The sequence below is a fragment of the Bifidobacterium jacchi genome (genome assembly GCF_009078285.1).
Taxonomy (GTDB): domain Bacteria; phylum Actinomycetota; class Actinomycetes; order Actinomycetales; family Bifidobacteriaceae; genus Bifidobacterium; species Bifidobacterium jacchi.
The window spans coordinates 30,060-48,420 of the sequence record NZ_RQSP01000019.1 but is presented as its reverse complement, the minus strand read 5'-3'; the positions used below and the strand labels follow the sequence as shown (position 1 = coordinate 48,420).

The window sequence follows — 18,361 nt, the reverse complement described above, 5'->3', positions numbered from 1 at the left end:
ACGTGTTGATCGTGTTCACCGTGGTCGCCGGTTCGATGCCCGCTTCACGCAGCGCAGCGGCGATGCGCTGGTACCCGTCGCCGCCTTCCGGATTGACGAATCCTCCGGCGGGGTAGGGGGTCGATTCCAGCAATGTGAACAGGAACTGGTTGCGGGTCGACTGGAACGGGGTGCCGGCGACCGGGTGCGGGTTGGCGAGCACGTCATGCGTCACCGTGCCGTACAATCCGCCTGGATTGACGATTTCGATACGGTCGGTGAACACGTTGACGTGCACTTGGGTGCCGCGTGCGTCGGGGGAGTAGTCGCGATGGATGAGGGCGTTCGCGATCGCCTCGCGCAGCACCACCGGCGGATAGTCGGGCTTCTTCGCACCGATCCAATGCATCAGCGAATCGACGGTGTCGTCGATCATCACGGGAATCGGGCCGACGATCGATTTCGATGCGACCAGACGCTCATCGCCGCGGAACACGTCGTCGCGGCTGATGCCGGGAAACACGGCGATCGAAACGCCAAGCCGCGGATAGTACTTCTGCGGGTATCGACCCAAGGCGAGCAGCCCGGCCAATGTCGGACGCAGCACGCCGCCGACCATCGACTCGTCCGAATCGTCGTGTCGAAGCACCTGAAGGTCCAGCAGCGCATCGGTGTCATTGCGATCGGCGAATACATGCGGATGCTGCTCGCGGACGCGATGCAGCAGGCCGGATACGAGCGTCGGGTCGAGATCGTCGAACGTCGCGGCCGGCACGATGTCCAGATCGTAGGTGGGCTGAAGATGCTCCTCGATGAGCCGGTCCACCTCGTAGGAGTTCATATGCCGGTCGCCGTCGCCGGTGCGGATGTATGAGCCTCCGTACGGTCCCTGCTCGCTGACGAAGCACGGCTTGTCTCGCGGAAGCATCTCGTCTACGCGGGCGAACACGAGATTGGCGCCTTCGAACGGGCATGTCACGATGGTCGGCCTCACCACCGGCGTCATCTTTTCGCAGGCCTGGGAGAGTGACTCCTGCATGGCTCGCGCGTTGAATCCCTCCACGGGCGTGAACCCGTTGCGCTCGGAAAGCCCCAGAATGATCCACCCGCCGGACCCGTTGGAGAACGCGGAGAGCGTGTCGGTGATCGTGGAGGATATGCGTCGCGCGCACTCCTTGACCTCGCATTGCTGCGTGTCGTTGCCGATGAGACGCATGAGCGCGATAAGCTCGTTCATCTTCGCGGTGTAGACATCGACGGTCTGCTCGTTGGGCATGACGCACCTCCTTGACACCATTGTGTCGCATGCTCAGACCCGCACAGTGATGCTGAACTCGTTCGATGCCTGCGGTTCACATGGAATTCACGTGCATGGTGCGCGATGGTGATTCGTGGAATCGGTGCGCCGGGACACTGTGGGACGCGGCTTAGCGCAAGGTTTTCTCGGGGAAAACGACTATTTCGTAAAATCCTTGCGCAGGCAGGACGCTTAGCGCAAGATAATCGCGAAGTGAACCCCAAGTTCGAGATTCTCTTGCGCAAACCGGCCTGCTGGCGCAAGGTTTTCTCGGGATCGGGCCATGTTTCGAGATTCTCTTGCGCTTATGGGTCGGACAGTGCAAGATTTTTCCCTATTCCGGTCTGTTCCTTCTCCGTTCCTTCTCTGTCCCTTGAGATCGGTCTCTCTTTCTCATCCCTCTGTAGTCATCGTGTGCATGGCACGTACATAACGGGGGTGCGACGGGCCCGCTTGACCGTGTCGGGCCGTCGATCGTGTGCATGGCACGTACGTAAGGCGCTGCTGATCGTGCGCATGGAACGTACATCTACGTGATCGTGTGCATGGGACGTTCGTGAAGCGCGCGTTTTGCGCATCTACACATCCGTTCCATGCACACGATGCCTCCGACGACATACGTTGCATGCACACGATGCCCGCATGACATACGTAGGATGCACACGATGCACACGATGCACACGATGCACACGATGCACACGATGCACACGCGACAGTCCACGCGGCATACGTTGCATGCACACGATAGGCGCGAAAGACACGGCGAGGGTGCTGAGGGGCGTCCTCCAGTGAACGAAATTCGGGAATCGAGGCCACCGCTCCCGAATTTTGATCGCTGCCGGCCGCTCAGTGAACATAATTCGGGAGCAATGGGTCACATTCCCGAATAATGTTCACTGACGCAATCGGAGCGAATGAAATTCGGAAGATCGCCAGAAAATACTTGCGCTAGGCACACCCCATCAGCAACCACAAACACTTGCGACACCCCAGCGCATGTTTTTCTCGAAATAACCCCTGAGTTCGAGAATCTCTTGCGCTAAGCCTGCCGGTTGCGCAAGGTTTTCTCGGACAATCGGGTACACCGGGAAGCCGGGGCACCCGGGCGAGGCATATCCGATATTGCGTAAAGCCAATATAATGAGGGGAAGGCGGCATTGCGGTCGCCGAAAGCATGAGCTGTTGCGAAGCGTGTTCCAGCGAAGGAGAACCGACATGAGCGATGTCAATGACAACGAGACGTTCACGTTCAATGAGGATGAGATTCAGGACACGGCGGCGGATGAGCGACCGGCGCAGTCCCAGGTCTGTGGCAAGGCTGCGCATTGTCCGGTCAAGCGTTGCCTGGGGTTGTGCGACGGTGCCGGCAAATGCCCGGTCAGGAACATCTCGAAGAGCGATGCCATTGCCGGAGTCGTCACATTGATCTCCATGGGCATCGTGATCGCGGTAAGCTGCTACGCCCAGTACGCACTCACCAAGGCGGCGGTCAAGTCCGCGCTCAAGCAGACGCGCCTGCGCTGATATCCGCTGACCTTTCGGCTGGCGACTGGCGACGGTGCCGCAAACAGAAGAAATCCCCCATTCCTGATTGGTGTTCCTGATCGGTCTGGGGGATTTCTTCTGGTGCAGTCGTCATCAATTGGTTTGGATGACCGCAGTTCGTCACCGTCGCCGCGAACGGCACGATTTCCTGTTTCCGCGAGCGGCACGATTGCCTATTTCCGCGAACGGCACGGCTACGTTTATTGTTCCTTGCCGCGAGCGGCAAGTCTGTGCTTATTGTTCCTTGCCGCGAGCAGCAATGAAGTGCTCCTCGCCCGGGAGGACGGCGTTGAGGATGACGGCGACGACGAAGGCGACCGCGATGCAGTTCGACGCGAAGATCTGCTGGAACAGGGCAGGGAACTGGGAGAAGATGTCGCTCACCTGCGTGAAGCCGATGCCGATCGTCAGCGAGAGCGCCGCAATCGTGATGTTGCGCTGCGTGAATCCGGCTTCGGCGATCATCTGGAATCCCGAAAGAATGATGTTGCCGAACATCATGATCGTGCATCCGCCAAGCACCGCCTGCGGCAGGGAGTTGAACACTTCGGCGATGGCCGGCACGAAGCTGGCGACCACCAGAATCAGTCCGCCGGAAAGAATCACCTTGCGATTGACCACCTTGGTCATTGCCACCAGACCGATGTTCTGCGCGAACGAGGTCAGCGGAAGGCAGCCGAACAGACCGGAGACCGAGGAGATCAGACCATCGCCGGCGATCGCCCCGGCGGTCTCCTTCTCGGTGGGAAGACGGTTGAGACCCACCTTGGTCAGCGCCGCGGTGTCGCCCAGCACCTCGACCGAGGAGACCACATACAGCAGCGCCAGCGAAATGATCGCACCGGGATCGAACACCGGCTTGAACGGCATGAACTGCGGCAGCGACACGATGGCAAGATGCTGGAATCCGGAGAAATCGACCTTGCCCATGCACACGGCGACCACGTATCCCACCACGAGGCCGAACAGCACCGACAGCTGCTTGGCGGTGCCCTTCATCAGCAGCTGGAATGCCAGGCACGCGACCAGCGAAATCAGGCCAAGCGTCAGATTCTGCCATGAACCGAAGTCCTTCGCGCCGGAGCCGCCGCCGAACGAGGTGGCGCCCACGTTGAGCAGCGAAAAACCAATGGACGTGACGACGATCGCCGAGACGATCGGCGGCACGAACCGACGCCAGTACTGGGCGGTCAAGCCCAATACCAGCTCAAGCAGGCCGCCGACCAGCACCGCGCCGACGACGGCGCCATACCCCTTGTCTGCGCAGATCGCCACCGCGGCGGCCACGTAGGTGAACGAAATGCCCGTGACCATCGGCAGACGCGAGCCGATGCGCCACGCTCCATACAGCTGCAGGCAGGTGCCGAGACCCGCCACCAGGAGGCCGGCCTGGATGATGGCGGCCGACTGCGCCGCATCCATCTTCGCGGCGGAGGCGACGATGAAGATCGGGGCGAGATTGGCCACGAACATCGCCATGACATGCTGCAGTCCGAACGGAATGCCCTTCCAGAACGACACGGGCGCGTCCAGCGAGGTCAGCGCCTCCATCGAAATGCCGGATGATTTGGCCGGGGTCTTCTTCTCGGTGCTCAACTTCCTGATCTTCCCTTCTTGCCTTCGTATTCCTCTTATTGCTTTGCTCTTATCGCTCTTCTTGCGCTTGCGCCTGCGCGAAACCCCGTCGTCGCGTCCTCAGCCGCGGAATTCGATCTCGCCGGTCGCCGGGTCCATCGATTCCACGATCGCCAGCGAATCCACGTCGTACCCCTCGTCGCGCAGCCGGTCGCCGCCGCCTTGGAAGCCCTTCTCCACGGCGATGCCGATGCCCTCCACGACCGCCCCGGCGGACTCGCACAGGCTGATCAGCCCGTGCAGCGCCTTGCCGTTGGCGAGAAAATCATCGATGAGCAGCACATGATCGCCGGCATTCAGATACTTCTTCGAGACGATCACCGGGAATTCGCGCTGCTTGGTGAACGAGTAGACGGTGGTGACGTACTGCTCGCCGTCGAGGTTGATCGACTGCGCCTTCTTCGCGAAGACGACCGGCACATTGCCGAAATGCCGGGCGGCGATGCAGGCGATGCCGATGCCGGACGCCTCGATGGTGAGGATCTTCGTGATCGTCTTGCCGGCGAAGTGCTCCGCCCACGCCGCGCCCATGTGGTCGAACAGCGTCACGTCGCATTGGTGGTTGAGGAAGGCGTCCACCTTCAGCACGTCGCCCTCCTTGACGGTACCCTCACGTCGGATGCGATCCTCAAGCTCCTTCATACCCACGGCGAACGTCTCCTTGCCTGATTCATGCCCCGATCTGACATCGGGGCGAACGGATGATGGCACCATCCTACGCGCAAGGTGGCATAGCGGTGACGTGGAGGTGTCGCAGCGATGCCGCAACGATGCCGCATCGGGGCGACACCGGCGTGTTCCCGTACACGCTCGCGGCTAGAGTGTCAGCGTGTCTCATGGCGATGAGCCATGACGAGGATATGAGTCGGCGTCTGGGCATGTGAGGAGTGGTGCATGGCGAATGGGAAACGATTCGCGTCGATCGACGGTATCAAAGGTCTCGCTCTTATCGCGGTCATCGTCTACCACTTCTCCACGCCGTCGCTTGGCGGCGGATTCATCGGCGTCGAGGTCCTGTTCGTCATCTCCGGCCTGCTGACCACGTCCAGTCTGCTGCGTGGCCTCGATGGCGACGGGCTTGCACTGGGGCGTTTCTACATGCGTCGTCTCGCGCGTCTGCTGCCGGCGCTGCTCGTCATGACGCTGGCGGTTGTCGCTGCCGGCCGATTCATCGATACCGATACGCTTGTCGGCATTCGCGGGCAGAGCATCGCGGCGATGACGTTCTCATACAACTGGTACGACATCGTCAGCGGCGGCAGCTACTTCGCCAATGCTGCGCCGCAACTGCTGCGGCATGTATGGTATGTGGCGCTGCTGGCGCAGTTCCTGCTGGTGCTGCCGCTGCTCGTCGCCGTCGTGCATCGCATTGCGCCCAAGCCGCTGCGCCCGTTTGTTCCGGCGCTGCTGGCGGTCGCATCCGCGGTCGCGATGTGGATCATGTATGTGCCAGGCACCGACCCGACGCGCGTCTACTTCGGCACTGATACGCATGCCTTCGGTCTTCTTGCCGGTGCCACTGCGGCATGGGTGCTGCACGATCTGCCCGAGCGTGCGCCTTCGGGCGACGCCGGTCGGCATGGCATCATCGCGCGCATGCTGCCGTGGGCGGCGACCGTGGCGCTGTGCGGCCTGATCGCGCTCGCCGTGCTCATTCGTCAGGATCAGTCGGCGTTCCGTGGCGGCCTGATCGCGGCCGCCCTGCTGACGCTGGTGCTGCTGATCGGCTCCATCGGCGAGGATTCGTGGATGCGCGGGCTGCTCGAATGGCGGCCGCTGGCGCTGATCGGCAAATACTCCTACGGCATCTATCTGTGGCACTGGCCGCTGTTTGTGCTGCTTCAGGGCGCGTTTCCGCAGTGGCGTGCCGGTATGCAGTGGGCGCTGTGGTCGCTTGCATTGGCGCTTACGGTGATGTTCACGGCGCTGTCGTGGCGGTTTGTGGAACGGCCGGCCGCTCGAATCGTGGATGGGCTGTTCTCTGCTCGTACGGCGCGGCGACCCCGCACGGCGGCTCCGCGCATGGTGTCGGGGCAGGGTACATCGGCTGCGGCGTATGCCGGATGGCATTCGGCACCGAATGCGCACAGCGCGCAGCGAGGCGATGGCCATGCCGTGGTCGTTCCGGGGAATGCGTCCGGCGGTGTATTCGTCGGCGCCGCGTCCGGGATTGCACAGCCCGCACCGTCGCAGCCGCAGATGTCGACGGCGCCGATACGCAGGTCTTCGGCGCCAATGTCGGAAGCGTCGGGAATCGCCAAGCCGACCTTATATCGATCCGCCCAAGGCTCGCAGCGCTTCAACACGATGGGAATGGCCGTCAACGCATTGGTCGCCGTGGTAGTGGCCGTTCTGCTGTGCGTCGGCTACGGGACCGCTCTGGCGGCGGCTCCGGCCAAAACGAAGCTGCAGATCAGTCTTGAGGCGCAACAGGCTCGGATGGCCGCGCAGCAGAAGGAGAACGCGCGTCGTGCGGCCGAACAGGCCGCCGAACGCAAGCGGCAGCAGGAGCAGGCGGCGGCGCAGGCCGACGCGCAGCGCAAGGCGGCGCAGGCAGCCACGGTGGACGGCACGCAGGTGACCGCAATCGGCGACTCGGTGATGCTCGACGCATCCGATGCGATGTCCAAGCTCATGCCCGGTGTCAACGTCGATGCCGAGGTGTCGCGATCGGTCCTGGTCGCACCCGGCATCATCAGCCAGCTCAAGGCATCCGGCCAGTTGCGCAAATACATCGTGATCGGACTCAACACCAACGGCGCGGTCACCGTCGCCGATTTCGAAGCGATCGCCAACGCCGCGGGCGAGGGGCATGTGCTCATCATCGTCAACGGGTATGGCGACCGCACATGGATACCGGTCGGCAATCAGGCGGCATCCGACTATGTCAAGGCCCACAAGGACTCCGCCGTGCTCGTCGACTGGAACACCGCGATCGCGCCGCATCTCGACTGGCTGTACAGCGACGGCATCCATCCGGTCGCCCCCGGCCCCGGTGCGGACCTGTACGCGCAGCAGGTGCATGACGCGATCGTCTCATGGCAGAAGCAGCATGTGTCCGACTGACCGCCTCCTGTGGTAGACAAGTAAGGCTGAAAACGAATCGACATCGGGCATCGGCGGGTGACAACCGCGGACGGCACCGACCGGCAGGGGGAGCAGCGTGCAGCAGGATCCGGAAATCATCGCAAGAAGCGCCGACGAACTGATCGGCGACCTCAACCCGCAGCAGGCGCAGGCGGTCCGCTATGCAGGGCCGGCGCTGCTCATCGGCGCGGGCGCGGGATCGGGCAAGACGCGAGTCCTGACCCGACGCATCGCATGGATACTCAGCCAGGGGGGAGCGTGGCCCAGCCAGATTCTCGCCATCACCTTCACCAACAAGGCGGCGGCGGAGATGCGCGAACGGCTCGCCACGCTGATCGGACCGGTCGCGCAGCGCATGTGGGTGTCCACCTTCCACTCCGCATGCGTGCGCATCCTCAGACGAGACGGCAAGGCCATCGGGCTTGACCCCGGCTTCTCTATCTACGACACCGCCGATTGCGAGCGGCTCGTCAAACTCATCGCCGCCGATCTCAACTTCGACGTCAAACGCTTCACGCCGCGCAGCATTCTCGCGCGCATATCCGACTATAAGAACAATCTGGAGGATTGGCGCACCAGGCTCGCCCAGTACGCGCCCGACTACAAGCCCGGACAGCGCGGCTACCGGATCGGCACGATCGGCGACGTCGAATCGCTGTACGCGGTCGTCTACGCCGAATACCAGCATCGGCTCGCCGCGGCGAACGCCGTGGATTTCGACGATCTCATCTCCCGCACGGTCGAGCTGCTGCGCGTCGATCCGCAGGTGGCCGCATACTATCACCGGCGATTCCGGTACATTCTTGTTGACGAGTATCAGGACACCAACCATGCGCAGTATGTGCTCGTGCGTGAACTCGCCGGCATCGATGCGGCGTCGGGCGGTGCGGTAGCAGGCGTTACGGCATCAGGCGGTGCGCAGGTCGCGGCGCAGCACGGTGCACCGGGCGGCGCACAGGGAAGCGCCGTGCTGCCTCCCGCATGGGTGACCGTCGTCGGCGACTCCGACCAGTCGATCTACGCGTTCCGCGGTGCCGACATCAGCAACATCCAGGATTTCGAGAAGGATTTCCCCAACGCCCGGACCATCATGCTGGAACAGAACTACCGTTCCACGCAGACCATCCTCGATGCGGCGAACGCGGTCATCTCCCACAACGAGGGACGCAAGCCGAAGAAGCTGTGGACCGCCCTCGGCAAGGGCGAGCCGATCGTCGGCTATGCGGCCGACAATGCGCAGCAGGAGGCCGCATGGGTCGCCGGCGAGATCGAGCGGTTGCATGCCGAGGAGTCCATCGCATACTCGGACATGGCGATCATGTACCGTGCCAACGCGCAGTCGCGCTCGCTGGAGGAGGCGCTCATCAACGCCGGATTGCCCTACCAGCTCGTCGGCGGCACCAGATTCTACGAGCGTCGCGAGGTCAAGGATGCGATCGCCTACCTGCAGGCTATCGTCAATCCCGCCGACGATGTGAACATGCGCCGCATTCTCAACGTTCCCAAGCGCGGACTCGGCGCCCGCGCCGAAGCGATCGTCACCGCATACGCCGCCGAACACGGACGCAGCTTCTACGAAGGCATCGAATCGATCGAGTCGATCGAGGGCGTGCCCACGCGCACCGCCAATCAGCTCAAGGCGTTCCGCGATCTTATGGTGTCGCTGCGCACGTTCGCGGCCGAGCATGACGGCCAGCCGTCCGAAGTGGTGGCGCAGGTGCTCACCCAGTCCGGTCTGCTTGACGATCTGCGCAAATCCGAGGATCCGCAGGACGCCTCACGCGTCGAGAATCTTTCCCAGCTGCAGTCGGTCGCCGCCGAGTTCGAACAGAAGTCGTCTGAGGCGACGCTCGCCGGATTCCTCGAGACCACGGCGTTGGTGGCCGATTCCGACCAGCTGCCCGGCGAGGGGGAGGATTCGGGCAAGGTGACGCTCATGACGCTGCACACCGCCAAGGGCCTCGAATATCCGGTCGTGTTCCTCACCGGCATGGAGCAGGGCACGTTCCCGCATTCGCGCTCACTCGAGGATGCCGGCGAACTGGCCGAGGAACGCCGTCTCGCCTATGTCGGCATCACGCGCGCGAAGAAGCGGCTGTACGTCACGCGAGCCGCCGTCCGCGCCCAGTGGGGACAGGCGAACGAGATGATGCCCAGCCAGTTCCTGGATGAGATTCCCGACGATCTTATCGACTGGAAGCGCCGCGAGACCGGTGTCGAACGCATGCGCGCGCAGTGGTCCGGCTCGGGTGGCGATGGCGGCTTTGGCGGTGGATTCGGTGGTGGATTCGGCGATGACGATGAGTTCGGCGGATGGGATGATGATTTCTCCGCCGGGTCCGGCACCACGTTCGGCGGCTCGTCCTCGTCCTCCTCGTATGGCGGGTCCGATGCCGGATACGGCTCGCGTGGCCGTGGAGCGGGTTACGGTTCGAGCTACGGCGGCTCGTATGGCGGCTCTTTCGGCAGGTCGTTCGGTGGTTCGTACGGTTCCGCCGGCTTTGGATCGTCGTCCAATGATTCGGACGGCGGCACGTCCCGTTCGTCGCGGCGGTTCGGCTCTGCCGCATCAGGTTCCCGTACGTCGTCTCGGTCGAGCGGCTCCCGATACGGTTCGTCCGGATACGGTTCGGGATCGTATGGTTATGGCGGCGGTTCCGGCTCGTCATCCCGTTCCGGACGAGTCACGACACGCAGAGTGACGCCGAAATCATCCGGCTCGTCATCCGGCTCGGCGGATGCCGGCTTTGGACGTGACAATCATCTCGACATCGCCGACTTCCACGTCGGCGACAAGATCACACATGACCGATTCGGACTCGGCACCGTCGTCGATACGCAGGACAAAGGCCGCAATTCAGTCATCACCGTCGACTTCGGCACGGACGGTGTCAAGCGTTTGATGCTGCGTGTTGCGCCGATTGAAAAGCTCTGACGAGCTTCTCTATCGGCGCCTTCGCGGACGCTGTTGCGCGTCCGCTCACCTCGCCTACGGTCAGTCCACTGGACTGCCCGTTTGACGGCTCGGCTACGGGCGTAGACAGGGACAACACGCGCTGTCCGCAGGTGCTGCCTATAATAAACGCTTGTGTGTGTCGAAAGGTGCACACGTCTGTGAGCCTTAGCCCGTCAGCGGGTCGGCGACCGGAACCCGATGCAATCGCATTGGATTCCTGCCGTTCGCGTTTGCGAACAAGCGCTGGAGAGGCCGGCTCAGTGCGTTGATCTTGAGATCGGCGCGCTCCGTTCAGACAACGACAGAATCAACCAAAGGAATGAACTCATGACCAATGTTCAGCGTTCTCGCCGTCAGGTGCGTCTTTCCCGCGCCCTCGGCATCGCACTGACCCCCAAGGCCCAGCGCATCTTCGAGAAGCGTCCGTACGCTCCCGGTGAGCACGGCCGCACCCGTCGTCGCACCGAGTCCGACTACGCGGTTCGTCTGCGCGAGAAGCAGCGTCTGCGCGCCCAGTACGGCGTGTCCGAGAAGCAGCTGCGCCGCGCCTACGAGGCCGGTACCCACACTCCGGGCCAGACCGGCAACGCCATGCTGATCGACCTCGAGACCCGTCTCGACAACCTGGTGCTGCGCTCCGGCTTCGCCCGCACCACCGCCCAGGCTCGTCAGTTCGTCGTGCACCGTCACATCCTCGTCGACGGCAACATCGTCGATCGTCCGTCCTACCGCGTCAAGCCGGGCCAGACCATCCAGGTGAAGCCCAAGAGCCAGACGATGGTTCCGTTCCAGATCGCCGCCGAAGGCGTGCACCGCGATGTGCTGCCTGCGGTCCCGGGCTATCTCGACGTCAACCTGCCTTCCCTGAAGGCTACCCTGACCCGCAAGCCCGAGGTCGAGCAGATCCCGGTTCAGGTCAACATTCAGTACGTCGTCGAGTTCTACGCTCGCTGACGTCGATTCGTCAACTGTAGGATTTACAGCTGTCAAGGACATACATACACGCTGGTGCCCCGGTCTTGCACAAGGCCGGGGCACCAGCGTTTGTACTGTCATAATAGGGATTGCGTCATCATGATCGCATCCCCGGGATTATCGCATCATCGGCGTTGCATCCGGTGAATCAGCGCCCGCACACCGCCTTGCGCAGCATGTCCGCATACACGTAGGCACCGGTCATGTTCGGATGGATGCCGTCGTCGTACAGATACTCGCCGTGTCCCTCGCTGACCGCATACCAGTCGATGATGCCCACATTCGCATTGTTCGCGGCCGCTTTGCGCAGCATCGTATTGTTGTTGCTCACCTGATACGGATACGGCAGCCGCACCGTCACCAGATACGTCGGTTTGCCGCCCGTCAGATCGATCAGCTGCTGCACCTGCTGCTCACTGCTGATCAGGCCGTTCGTGCCCAGAGCGAAGATCACAACGCTGCCAGTGTGCCCGGCCGCCGTATCCTGCTGGTAGACGCTCATCGCTTCGGTGATCTGCCGTTTGGGCAGGCCGTCGATGAACGCGTTCGGGAACACGGCCTGAATCGCAGGCTGCGAACCGGATGTCACCGAATCGCCGACCATCATCACGTCGGCGCTGCAGCTTTGCGTCGCCTCATCGTAGGTGTATGCCGAGGGGTCGAGGTTGTTCGGTGCCTTCTCCGCGATCGGCTTGATGACAGGCTCAGGCTTTGGCTGGGGTTGTGGTTTGTTCTGCGCTGTCTCGCTCTGCTGCGTTTTGGCTGTGGCATTCTCCTTGCTGGTGGGCGAATCGCCGGTGGCATCCGATGATTGCGCCGGCTTGTCGGTATTGCGCTGCACTGGGCGCGGGCGTATCGCACGCACCGGTTGCGCAAGCTCGGGCCGCAGCTGGATGGCGCGCTGCTGCGCCACGCTTGCCCAGTTGACCGGTGCCCATGCGAGCGTCATCACGACGATCGTGCCGATGCCGCTGAGGATCTTCGCGCCGATGCGCAGTCGCGGCCTGGATGCGCGTGCTATCGCGGTTCGTTCCCGACGGGTCTGCGCCGGTGCCGCTGCCTCTGCGGCCGTGCCGTGCCGCGTCGCATCAGAATACGTCACAGAATCAGTGCCCGATTCGACCGTTGCGCGACGCTGCCGGGCACGACGCAGGCGCCGCATATGGTTCGTCATCCGCTCCACGATCTGATAGAACAGTTCGCCGGCAGCCCATATGACCGCCGCCTCCAGCAGCCAGCCCCACCACGGCAGCGCGGTGGTGCGCGTCGCCGGATTCATGAATGCGAGCAGCGGATAATGCATCAGATACAGCGAAAACGAACGCGAACCCACGTAGCGCAGCGGACGGCATCCAAGTGCCCTCGACAGCAGCGTGCCACGCGTTGCGACCCCGGCAAGCACCAGCATGCATGCGATCGCGGCGATCAGGTATCCGCCGTGATACATGGTCGGCCGGTATCCGTTCGCGAGCCACGCCGCGGCGGCGAGTCCGACCAGCGCGGCCGTTGCTGCCGCGTCAAGCAGCCGAGTGCGCCATTCGGCGGATTGCGGGATTGAGGGAGCATCGGCACCGCCACTCGCCGGCCGGGCGACGATCATCGCGAGCAGCGCGCCGGCGGCGAACTCGGCAAGACGCGTATCGGTGCCGTAGTAGACGCGTGACGTGTCGGCCGGGTCGAACAGCAGCCACATCGCCGCGCAGGAGGCGATCATGATCGTGGCGACCACCGCGCCGCGAACCAGCCGCGATGCGGTCAGACGGCACAATACGTAAACGATGAGAGGCCAGATCAGATAGAACTGCATCGTCACGCCGAGAAACCACAGATGCGTCAACGGCGAGGGCAGGCCGGCGGCCTCGAAATACGGCAACTTGCGCAGAATGTACGTCCAGTTGCCGACGAACAGCGCATGCGGCAGCGCGTCAGACTGCACTTTCGGCAGCAGACTCGGCGAGACGAGCCAGCACAACGGCGCGACTATGGCGATCGTCGCGAGCGTGGGCGGCCACAGCCGCCTGACACGCTTGCCCACAAAGGCCGCATAGTCGAACCGACGATGCCCATCGACCGCTCGCACCACCGATCCGGTGATGAGAAAACCGGTGATGACGAAGAACATGGTCACGCCGATGAAACCGCCCTCGAGGAGGGACGGGCGGGTGTGAAACGCGATCACGGCGATGATGGCCAGCGCCCGCAGCCCGTCGATGCCGTTGATATGGGCTGTCGCGGCGCCCGCGCTGCGTTGTGCGTCGCCCACAGATGCCTTGCCGGACATGTCGTTCTCCTTACTTCCAGAATGACTTCCAGAATGCTCGACAGTCTACTCTCAGGGTTCGTCCAGTTTGTCATAGGGATAATGAAAGACATGATGCTGCATCTTCATCTGGTCCGCCACGGGCAGACCACATTCAACCGATACAACCGTCTGCAGGGCTGGTGCAATGCGCCGCTGACCGAATCCGGACTCGCCGACGCCGACAAGGCCGGCAGCAAACTCGCCGGCTACGACTTCGCCGCCGCCTACTGCTCCGACACGACACGCGCCGAGATCACCGCACGTCGCATCCTCGACATCAACGAGCATGCGGGGCATGCGCGTCCCGAACTGGTGGCCGACATGCATTTCCGCGAGCAGAACTACGGCTATTTCGAAGGGCAGGACATGTCGCTGGCATGGACCGCAGCCGGCGGTCCTCATGGGGCGAAGAGCTACAACGACATCGTCGCCAAATTCGGTCTGGCCGCCACGCGCGACTTCCTCAAGGAGGCCGACCCGTTCCATGATGCCGAATCCGACGAGGAGTACTGGCATCGAGTCGAGGGGGCGTTCGCGCTGATCGCATCGAATCCTGCCCTGGAGGACGGCGACGATGTGCTGCAGATCTCGCATGGCAATACGCTGCTCAGCCTCGCGCATCGGTTCGGAGGCGAAGGACTCGATCTGAGCGAGCGGCCGGCAAACGGTTCGGTCACCGACATCGATTTCGACACGACACGGCCGTTCGGCGAAGCGCTCACGATCGTGCACTACAACCGGTGATCCGTTGTGACAGCGCCGCGAATGCGACTCGCGGGCCGTGTGCGGTCTGCGCACGTGCGGATGTGCGTTCGGCTGCGTTGCTCCGGCTGCGTTGCGTTCGCTTCGCTTTGCTTCGGTTGTGCACGATGCGGCTGTGCACGATGCGGCTGGGCCGTTGCGTCGGGGGCGTTGATTAGGCTGGTGCGGGTATTGTGCACGGCATGTCGGCTGTGATGTCGGCGATGCGGAAGAAAGGTTCGATATGGGCATAGGGGAGATCGCCGGGCTCATCGCCGCGATTGCGTTTGCGGTGCTGGCCGGTTTTCTGATCTATCCGCTGATCCGGCTCGGCAAGCTGTTCGATCAGATAGCGGACACCGTCCGTCAATCCGGTGAGCATGCCATTCCCGCCCTTGATGAGGGCGTGACCACCGTCAAGCAGGTCAACCGGTCACTGGAGGACCTCAACCGCATCTCCGCGGCCGCTTCGACCACGGCGGGCAACGTCGGCGCGCTCACCGACCTGTATGGTTCGTTCCTTGGCAAGCCGATCATCAAGATCGCGTCCGCGTTCTATGCGCTCAAGACCACCGCGCGCTCGTTCATGGGCCGTGGCGGCCGGCCGCAAGCGGAAACCGACACGACCGACGCTGCGACGGATGCAGCTGCGAGCGCCAAGGGGGAGTGATGTTCAAACGACTGTTCTGGGTGGCTGTGGGAACCATCGTCGGCGCGATCGCCGTGTGCAAGGCGCAGGCCTACATCAAGGCGAACACGCCTGACAAGGCTCGCCAGTTCATTCTCGGTCCCGATCAGGATCACGTCGCGGTGCGCACGCTTGAAGGACTGTTCAGCGAGTTCAACGCCACTCGCCGAGCCCGCGAGGAGGAGCTCAACGCCCGTTACGTCGATCGCGCACAGCGCTGAGGCATCCGGCGGCCGATGGCGGAGGCGATGTCTGCATAGATGTCTGAATCGTCGGCCACCGCCGCTGTTTCGTTGCGCCTGATACGCATTAGTCATCCATAATCTGTCAAACGCCGTCGCCGGGCATGCTACCATGACTGGGGCGGCGAGTCGATGCATACGCGGGGCACGCCACCGTTGTCCCCAAGTCCACAAGGAGTCTGTTCATCAATGCGCACTTCTGAAATCGCGAAGCGCTATCTCGACTACTTCGCCAAACACGATCATCTGGTCGTTCCGTCGGCGTCCCTCATTTCGCCGAATCCGACCACTTTGTTCACCATCGCCGGCATGGTGCCGTTCATCCCCTATCTGATGGGCGAGCAGACCCCGCCGAAGCATCGCATGGCCTCCAATCAGAAGTGCGTGCGCACGCTCGACATCGACGAGGTGGGCAAGACCACCCGTCACGGCACCTTCTTCCAGATGCTGGGCAACTTCTCCTTCGGCGACTACTTCAAGGAGGAGGCCATCCACTATGCGTGGGAGCTGCTGACCACCCCGCAGAGCGAGGGCGGCTACGGCTTCGACCCGGAGAAGCTGTGGATGACCACCTTCACCGACGACGACGAGGCCCGCTCGCTGTGGATCAACGAGGGCGTGGACCCCGAACACATCCAGAAGATGGGCATGGAGGACAACTTCTGGACCACCGGCGGCCCTGGCCCCGGCGGCCCCTGCTCCGAGATCTACGTCGACCGCGGTCCCGAGTTCGGCAAGGAGGGCGGCCCGATCGCCGACGAGAACCGCTACATCGAGATCTGGGACCTCGTCTTCGAGAACTACGAGGTCGACAACGTCAAGTCCAAGACCGACCTGCATATCGTCGGCGAGCTTGAGAACAAGAACATCGATACCGGTGCCGGTCTGGAGCGTCTCGCCTACCTGATGCAGGGCAAGGGCAACATCTACGAGACCGACGAGGTGTTCCCGGTCATCGAGGCCGCCGAGAAGCTGTCCGGTCTCAAGTACGGCGAAGACGCCGACGCCGATGTGCGCTTCCGCATCGTCGCCGACCACGTGCGTTCCGCCCTGATGATCATGTCCGACGGCGTGCGCCCGTCCAATGTCGGCCGTGGCTATGTGCTGCGCCGTCTGCTGCGCCGCACCGTGCGCTCGATGCGCATGCTCGGCGTGACCGAGCCGGTGCTGCCCACCCTGTTCCCGACCTCCAAGGCCGCCATGGAGCCCAGCTACCCCGAGCTCAACGATACCTTCCATGAGGTGAGCGAATCCGCATACGGCGAGGAGGATGCCTTCCGCCGCACGCTGGAGACCGGCACCACGATTCTCGATGTGGCCGTCAACAAGGCCAAGGAGGACTCCTCCAAGGACGCCTCCGCCGAACCCGAGGTCAGCGGCGAGGATGCCTTCAAGCTGCACGACACCTATGGCTTCCCGATCGAGCTCACCCTTGAGATGGCCGCCGAGCAGGGCGTCAAGGTGGACGAGGCCAAGTTCCGCGAACTCATGGCCGAGCAGAAGTCCCGTGCCCGCGCCGACGCTCTGAAGAAGCGCCACAACGTGGATCTGTCGGTCTACGACGACTTCAAGAAGACGCTTGTCAGGCCGATCGACTTCCTCGGCTACACCGACATGTCGGCCCGCGCCAAGGTCATCGGCATCATGCAGGAAGGCAAGGGCTCCGTGCCGGCCGTAACCGGTCCGGCCAACATCGAGGTCATCCTCGATCGCACCCCGTTCTATGCGGAGGCCGGCGGCCAGCTCGCCGATCAGGGCGAGATCCTCTCCGACGATGGTGCCGTGCTCGAGGTGGACGACGTGCAGAAGCCGATCAAGGACCTCATCGTCCACCAGTGCCGTCTGACCGAGGGCACCTTGGTCGTCGGCGCCGAAGTCAACGCCAACATCGATCTGGCCCGTCGCGGTGCCATCGCCCGCTCCCACACCGCCACCCACATGGTGCACAAGGCGCTGCGCGAGGAGCTCGGCCCGCAGGCCACTCAGCGCGGTTCCGAAGACGCTCCGAACCGTCTGCGCTTCGACTTCCAGTGGTCCAAGGCCCCGGCCAAGTCCGTGATCTCCGCAGTCGAGGAGCGCGTCAACGACAAGCTGCGCGACAATCTCGCCGTGACCACCAAGGAGATGAAGTTCGACGACGCGATCGCGCTCGGCGCGATGCACCTGTTCGGCGAGAAGTACGGCGACATCGTGCGCGTGGTCTCCATCGGCGAGGACGGATGGAGCCGCGAGCTGTGCGGCGGCACCCACGTCGACCACGTCGGCAAGATCGGCATGGTCAACATCCTCTCCGAGGCGTCCATCGGTCAGGGCGTGCGTCGTGTGGACGCGGTCGTGGGCCAGGGAGCCTACGACTTCAACGCCCGCGAGCATGCGCTGGTCTCCCAGCTGTCCGACAAGCTCAACGCCCGTCCCGACGAGCTGGCCGAGCGCATCAATACGCTGCTCGCCAAGCTCAAGGAATCCGACCGCAGGCTTGCCGCCATGTATGAGAGCCAGCTTGCCGCTGCGATTCCGGCATTGGTCGCGGATGCGCGTGAATCCTCTGCTGCGGTCAAGGTCGCCGCGAAGAACGTCGGTCACTTCGGTTCGTTCGACGCGCTGCGCAAGACCGTGCTCGACGTGCGCGGCCAGCTTGGCGACGAGTCGCCCGTCGTGGTGGCCCTCGCCGGCGTGTCCGAGGACGACAAGCCCATGGTGGCCGTCGCCACCAATGAGGCGGCGCGCAAGCTCGGCATCAAGGCCGGTGACCTTGTGCGCGGCGCGTCGAAGATCCTCGGCGGCGGTGGCGGCGGCAAGCCGGACTTCGCCCAGGGCGGCGGCACCGACGCGTCCAAAATCGACGTGGCGGTCGAAGCGCTGAAGAACGAGGCGCTGAAGGGCTGAGCCTCGCGTGGTATGGCTTGGTGTAGAT

The 18,361-nt window shown here is 63.3% G+C and carries 12 protein-coding genes; 8 read left to right on the top strand and 4 right to left on the bottom strand.

Annotated features, from left to right (window positions below; all coding sequences use genetic code 11):
* Positions 1-1,255: ATP-binding protein (locus EHS19_RS06380; RefSeq protein ID WP_151916944.1), on the bottom strand; the 1,255-nt coding region annotated here is incomplete at its 3' end.
* 1,236 nt (positions 1,256-2,491) lie between these two features.
* On the opposite strand from EHS19_RS06380, the gene EHS19_RS06375 reads away from it, so the two are divergent.
* Complete coding sequence (locus EHS19_RS06375; RefSeq protein WP_241677123.1) at positions 2,492-2,800, top strand: hypothetical protein; 309 nt, start codon at positions 2,492-2,494, stop codon at positions 2,798-2,800.
* A 255-nt stretch (positions 2,801-3,055) separates the two neighbouring features.
* Here the strand turns inward: EHS19_RS06375 and EHS19_RS06370 are convergent, their stop codons facing one another.
* Positions 3,056-4,372 carry a nucleobase:cation symporter-2 family protein gene (locus EHS19_RS06370; protein ID WP_151916952.1) on the bottom strand — a complete coding sequence of 439 codons (1,317 nt, stop codon included), beginning with the start codon at positions 4,370-4,372 and terminating at the stop codon, positions 3,056-3,058.
* A gap of 144 nt (positions 4,373-4,516) precedes the next feature.
* Positions 4,517-5,098 carry a xanthine phosphoribosyltransferase gene (locus tag EHS19_RS06365; protein ID WP_151916951.1) on the bottom strand — a complete coding sequence of 194 codons (582 nt, stop codon included), beginning with the start codon at positions 5,096-5,098 and terminating at the stop codon, positions 4,517-4,519.
* A gap of 252 nt (positions 5,099-5,350) precedes the next feature.
* On the opposite strand from EHS19_RS06365, the gene EHS19_RS06360 reads away from it, so the two are divergent.
* The 3 genes from EHS19_RS06360 to rpsD all read left to right on the top strand — a co-directional run bounded on the left by EHS19_RS06360 (position 5,351) and on the right by rpsD (position 11,453).
* On the top strand, positions 5,351-7,522 hold the full coding sequence (locus tag EHS19_RS06360; protein ID WP_151916943.1) for an acyltransferase family protein: 2,172 nt from the start codon (positions 5,351-5,353) through the stop codon (positions 7,520-7,522).
* 97 nt (positions 7,523-7,619) lie between these two features.
* Positions 7,620-10,478: an ATP-dependent helicase gene (locus tag EHS19_RS06355; RefSeq protein WP_151916942.1), complete on the top strand. Its 2,859-nt coding sequence runs from the start codon at positions 7,620-7,622 to the stop codon at positions 10,476-10,478.
* Positions 10,479-10,826: 348 nt separating this feature from the next.
* The gene (gene rpsD / locus EHS19_RS06350) at positions 10,827-11,453 is read left to right on the top strand and encodes a 30S ribosomal protein S4 (protein WP_151916941.1); all 627 of its coding nucleotides are present in this window, start codon (positions 10,827-10,829) and stop codon (positions 11,451-11,453) included.
* A 169-nt stretch (positions 11,454-11,622) separates the two neighbouring features.
* On the opposite strand, the gene EHS19_RS11375 is transcribed toward rpsD, so the two are convergent.
* Complete coding sequence (locus EHS19_RS11375) at positions 11,623-13,755, bottom strand: acyltransferase family protein (protein ID WP_241677122.1); 2,133 nt, start codon at positions 13,753-13,755, stop codon at positions 11,623-11,625.
* 81 nt (positions 13,756-13,836) lie between these two features.
* Here EHS19_RS11375 and EHS19_RS06340 point away from each other — a divergent pair, with 81 nt between their 5' ends.
* From EHS19_RS06340 to alaS, 4 genes are all read left to right on the top strand, one after another.
* Entirely contained in the window at positions 13,837-14,520 is a 684-nt protein-coding gene (locus EHS19_RS06340) for a histidine phosphatase family protein (RefSeq protein WP_175578349.1), read from the top strand.
* Between the two features lie 241 nt (positions 14,521-14,761).
* A complete protein-coding gene (locus EHS19_RS06335; protein WP_151916939.1) occupies positions 14,762-15,187 on the top strand; it encodes a DUF948 domain-containing protein in 426 nt (141 codons plus the stop codon).
* The gene (locus EHS19_RS06330; RefSeq protein WP_151916938.1) at positions 15,187-15,426 is read left to right on the top strand and encodes a hypothetical protein; all 240 of its coding nucleotides are present in this window, start codon (positions 15,187-15,189) and stop codon (positions 15,424-15,426) included. Before EHS19_RS06335 ends, EHS19_RS06330 begins: the two co-directional genes overlap by 1 nt.
* 210 nt (positions 15,427-15,636) lie before the next feature.
* Positions 15,637-18,333: an alanine--tRNA ligase gene (gene alaS / locus EHS19_RS06325; protein WP_151916937.1), complete on the top strand. Its 2,697-nt coding sequence runs from the start codon at positions 15,637-15,639 to the stop codon at positions 18,331-18,333.
* Positions 18,334-18,361 lie beyond the last annotated feature (28 nt).

What these genes read in the sequence shown, in the direction of transcription:
- EHS19_RS06360 (WP_151916943.1), top strand. Translation starts at nt 5,351, where the DNA reads ATGGCGAATGGGAAACGATTCGCGTCGATCGACGGTATCAAAGGTCTC.
- EHS19_RS06370 (WP_151916952.1), bottom strand. Translation starts at nt 4,372, where the DNA reads ATGGAGGCGCTGACCTCGCTGGACGCGCCCGTGTCGTTCTGGAAGGGC.
- EHS19_RS06330 (WP_151916938.1), top strand. Translation starts at nt 15,187, where the DNA reads ATGTTCAAACGACTGTTCTGGGTGGCTGTGGGAACCATCGTCGGCGCG.
- alaS (WP_151916937.1), top strand. Translation starts at nt 15,637, where the DNA reads ATGCGCACTTCTGAAATCGCGAAGCGCTATCTCGACTACTTCGCCAAA.
- EHS19_RS06375 (WP_241677123.1), top strand. Translation starts at nt 2,492, where the DNA reads ATGAGCGATGTCAATGACAACGAGACGTTCACGTTCAATGAGGATGAG.
- EHS19_RS11375 (WP_241677122.1), bottom strand. Translation starts at nt 13,755, where the DNA reads ATGTCCGGCAAGGCATCTGTGGGCGACGCACAACGCAGCGCGGGCGCC.
- EHS19_RS06365 (WP_151916951.1), bottom strand. Translation starts at nt 5,098, where the DNA reads ATGAAGGAGCTTGAGGATCGCATCCGACGTGAGGGTACCGTCAAGGAG.
- EHS19_RS06340 (WP_175578349.1), top strand. Translation starts at nt 13,837, where the DNA reads ATGAAAGACATGATGCTGCATCTTCATCTGGTCCGCCACGGGCAGACC.
- rpsD (WP_151916941.1), top strand. Translation starts at nt 10,827, where the DNA reads ATGACCAATGTTCAGCGTTCTCGCCGTCAGGTGCGTCTTTCCCGCGCC.
- EHS19_RS06335 (WP_151916939.1), top strand. Translation starts at nt 14,762, where the DNA reads ATGGGCATAGGGGAGATCGCCGGGCTCATCGCCGCGATTGCGTTTGCG.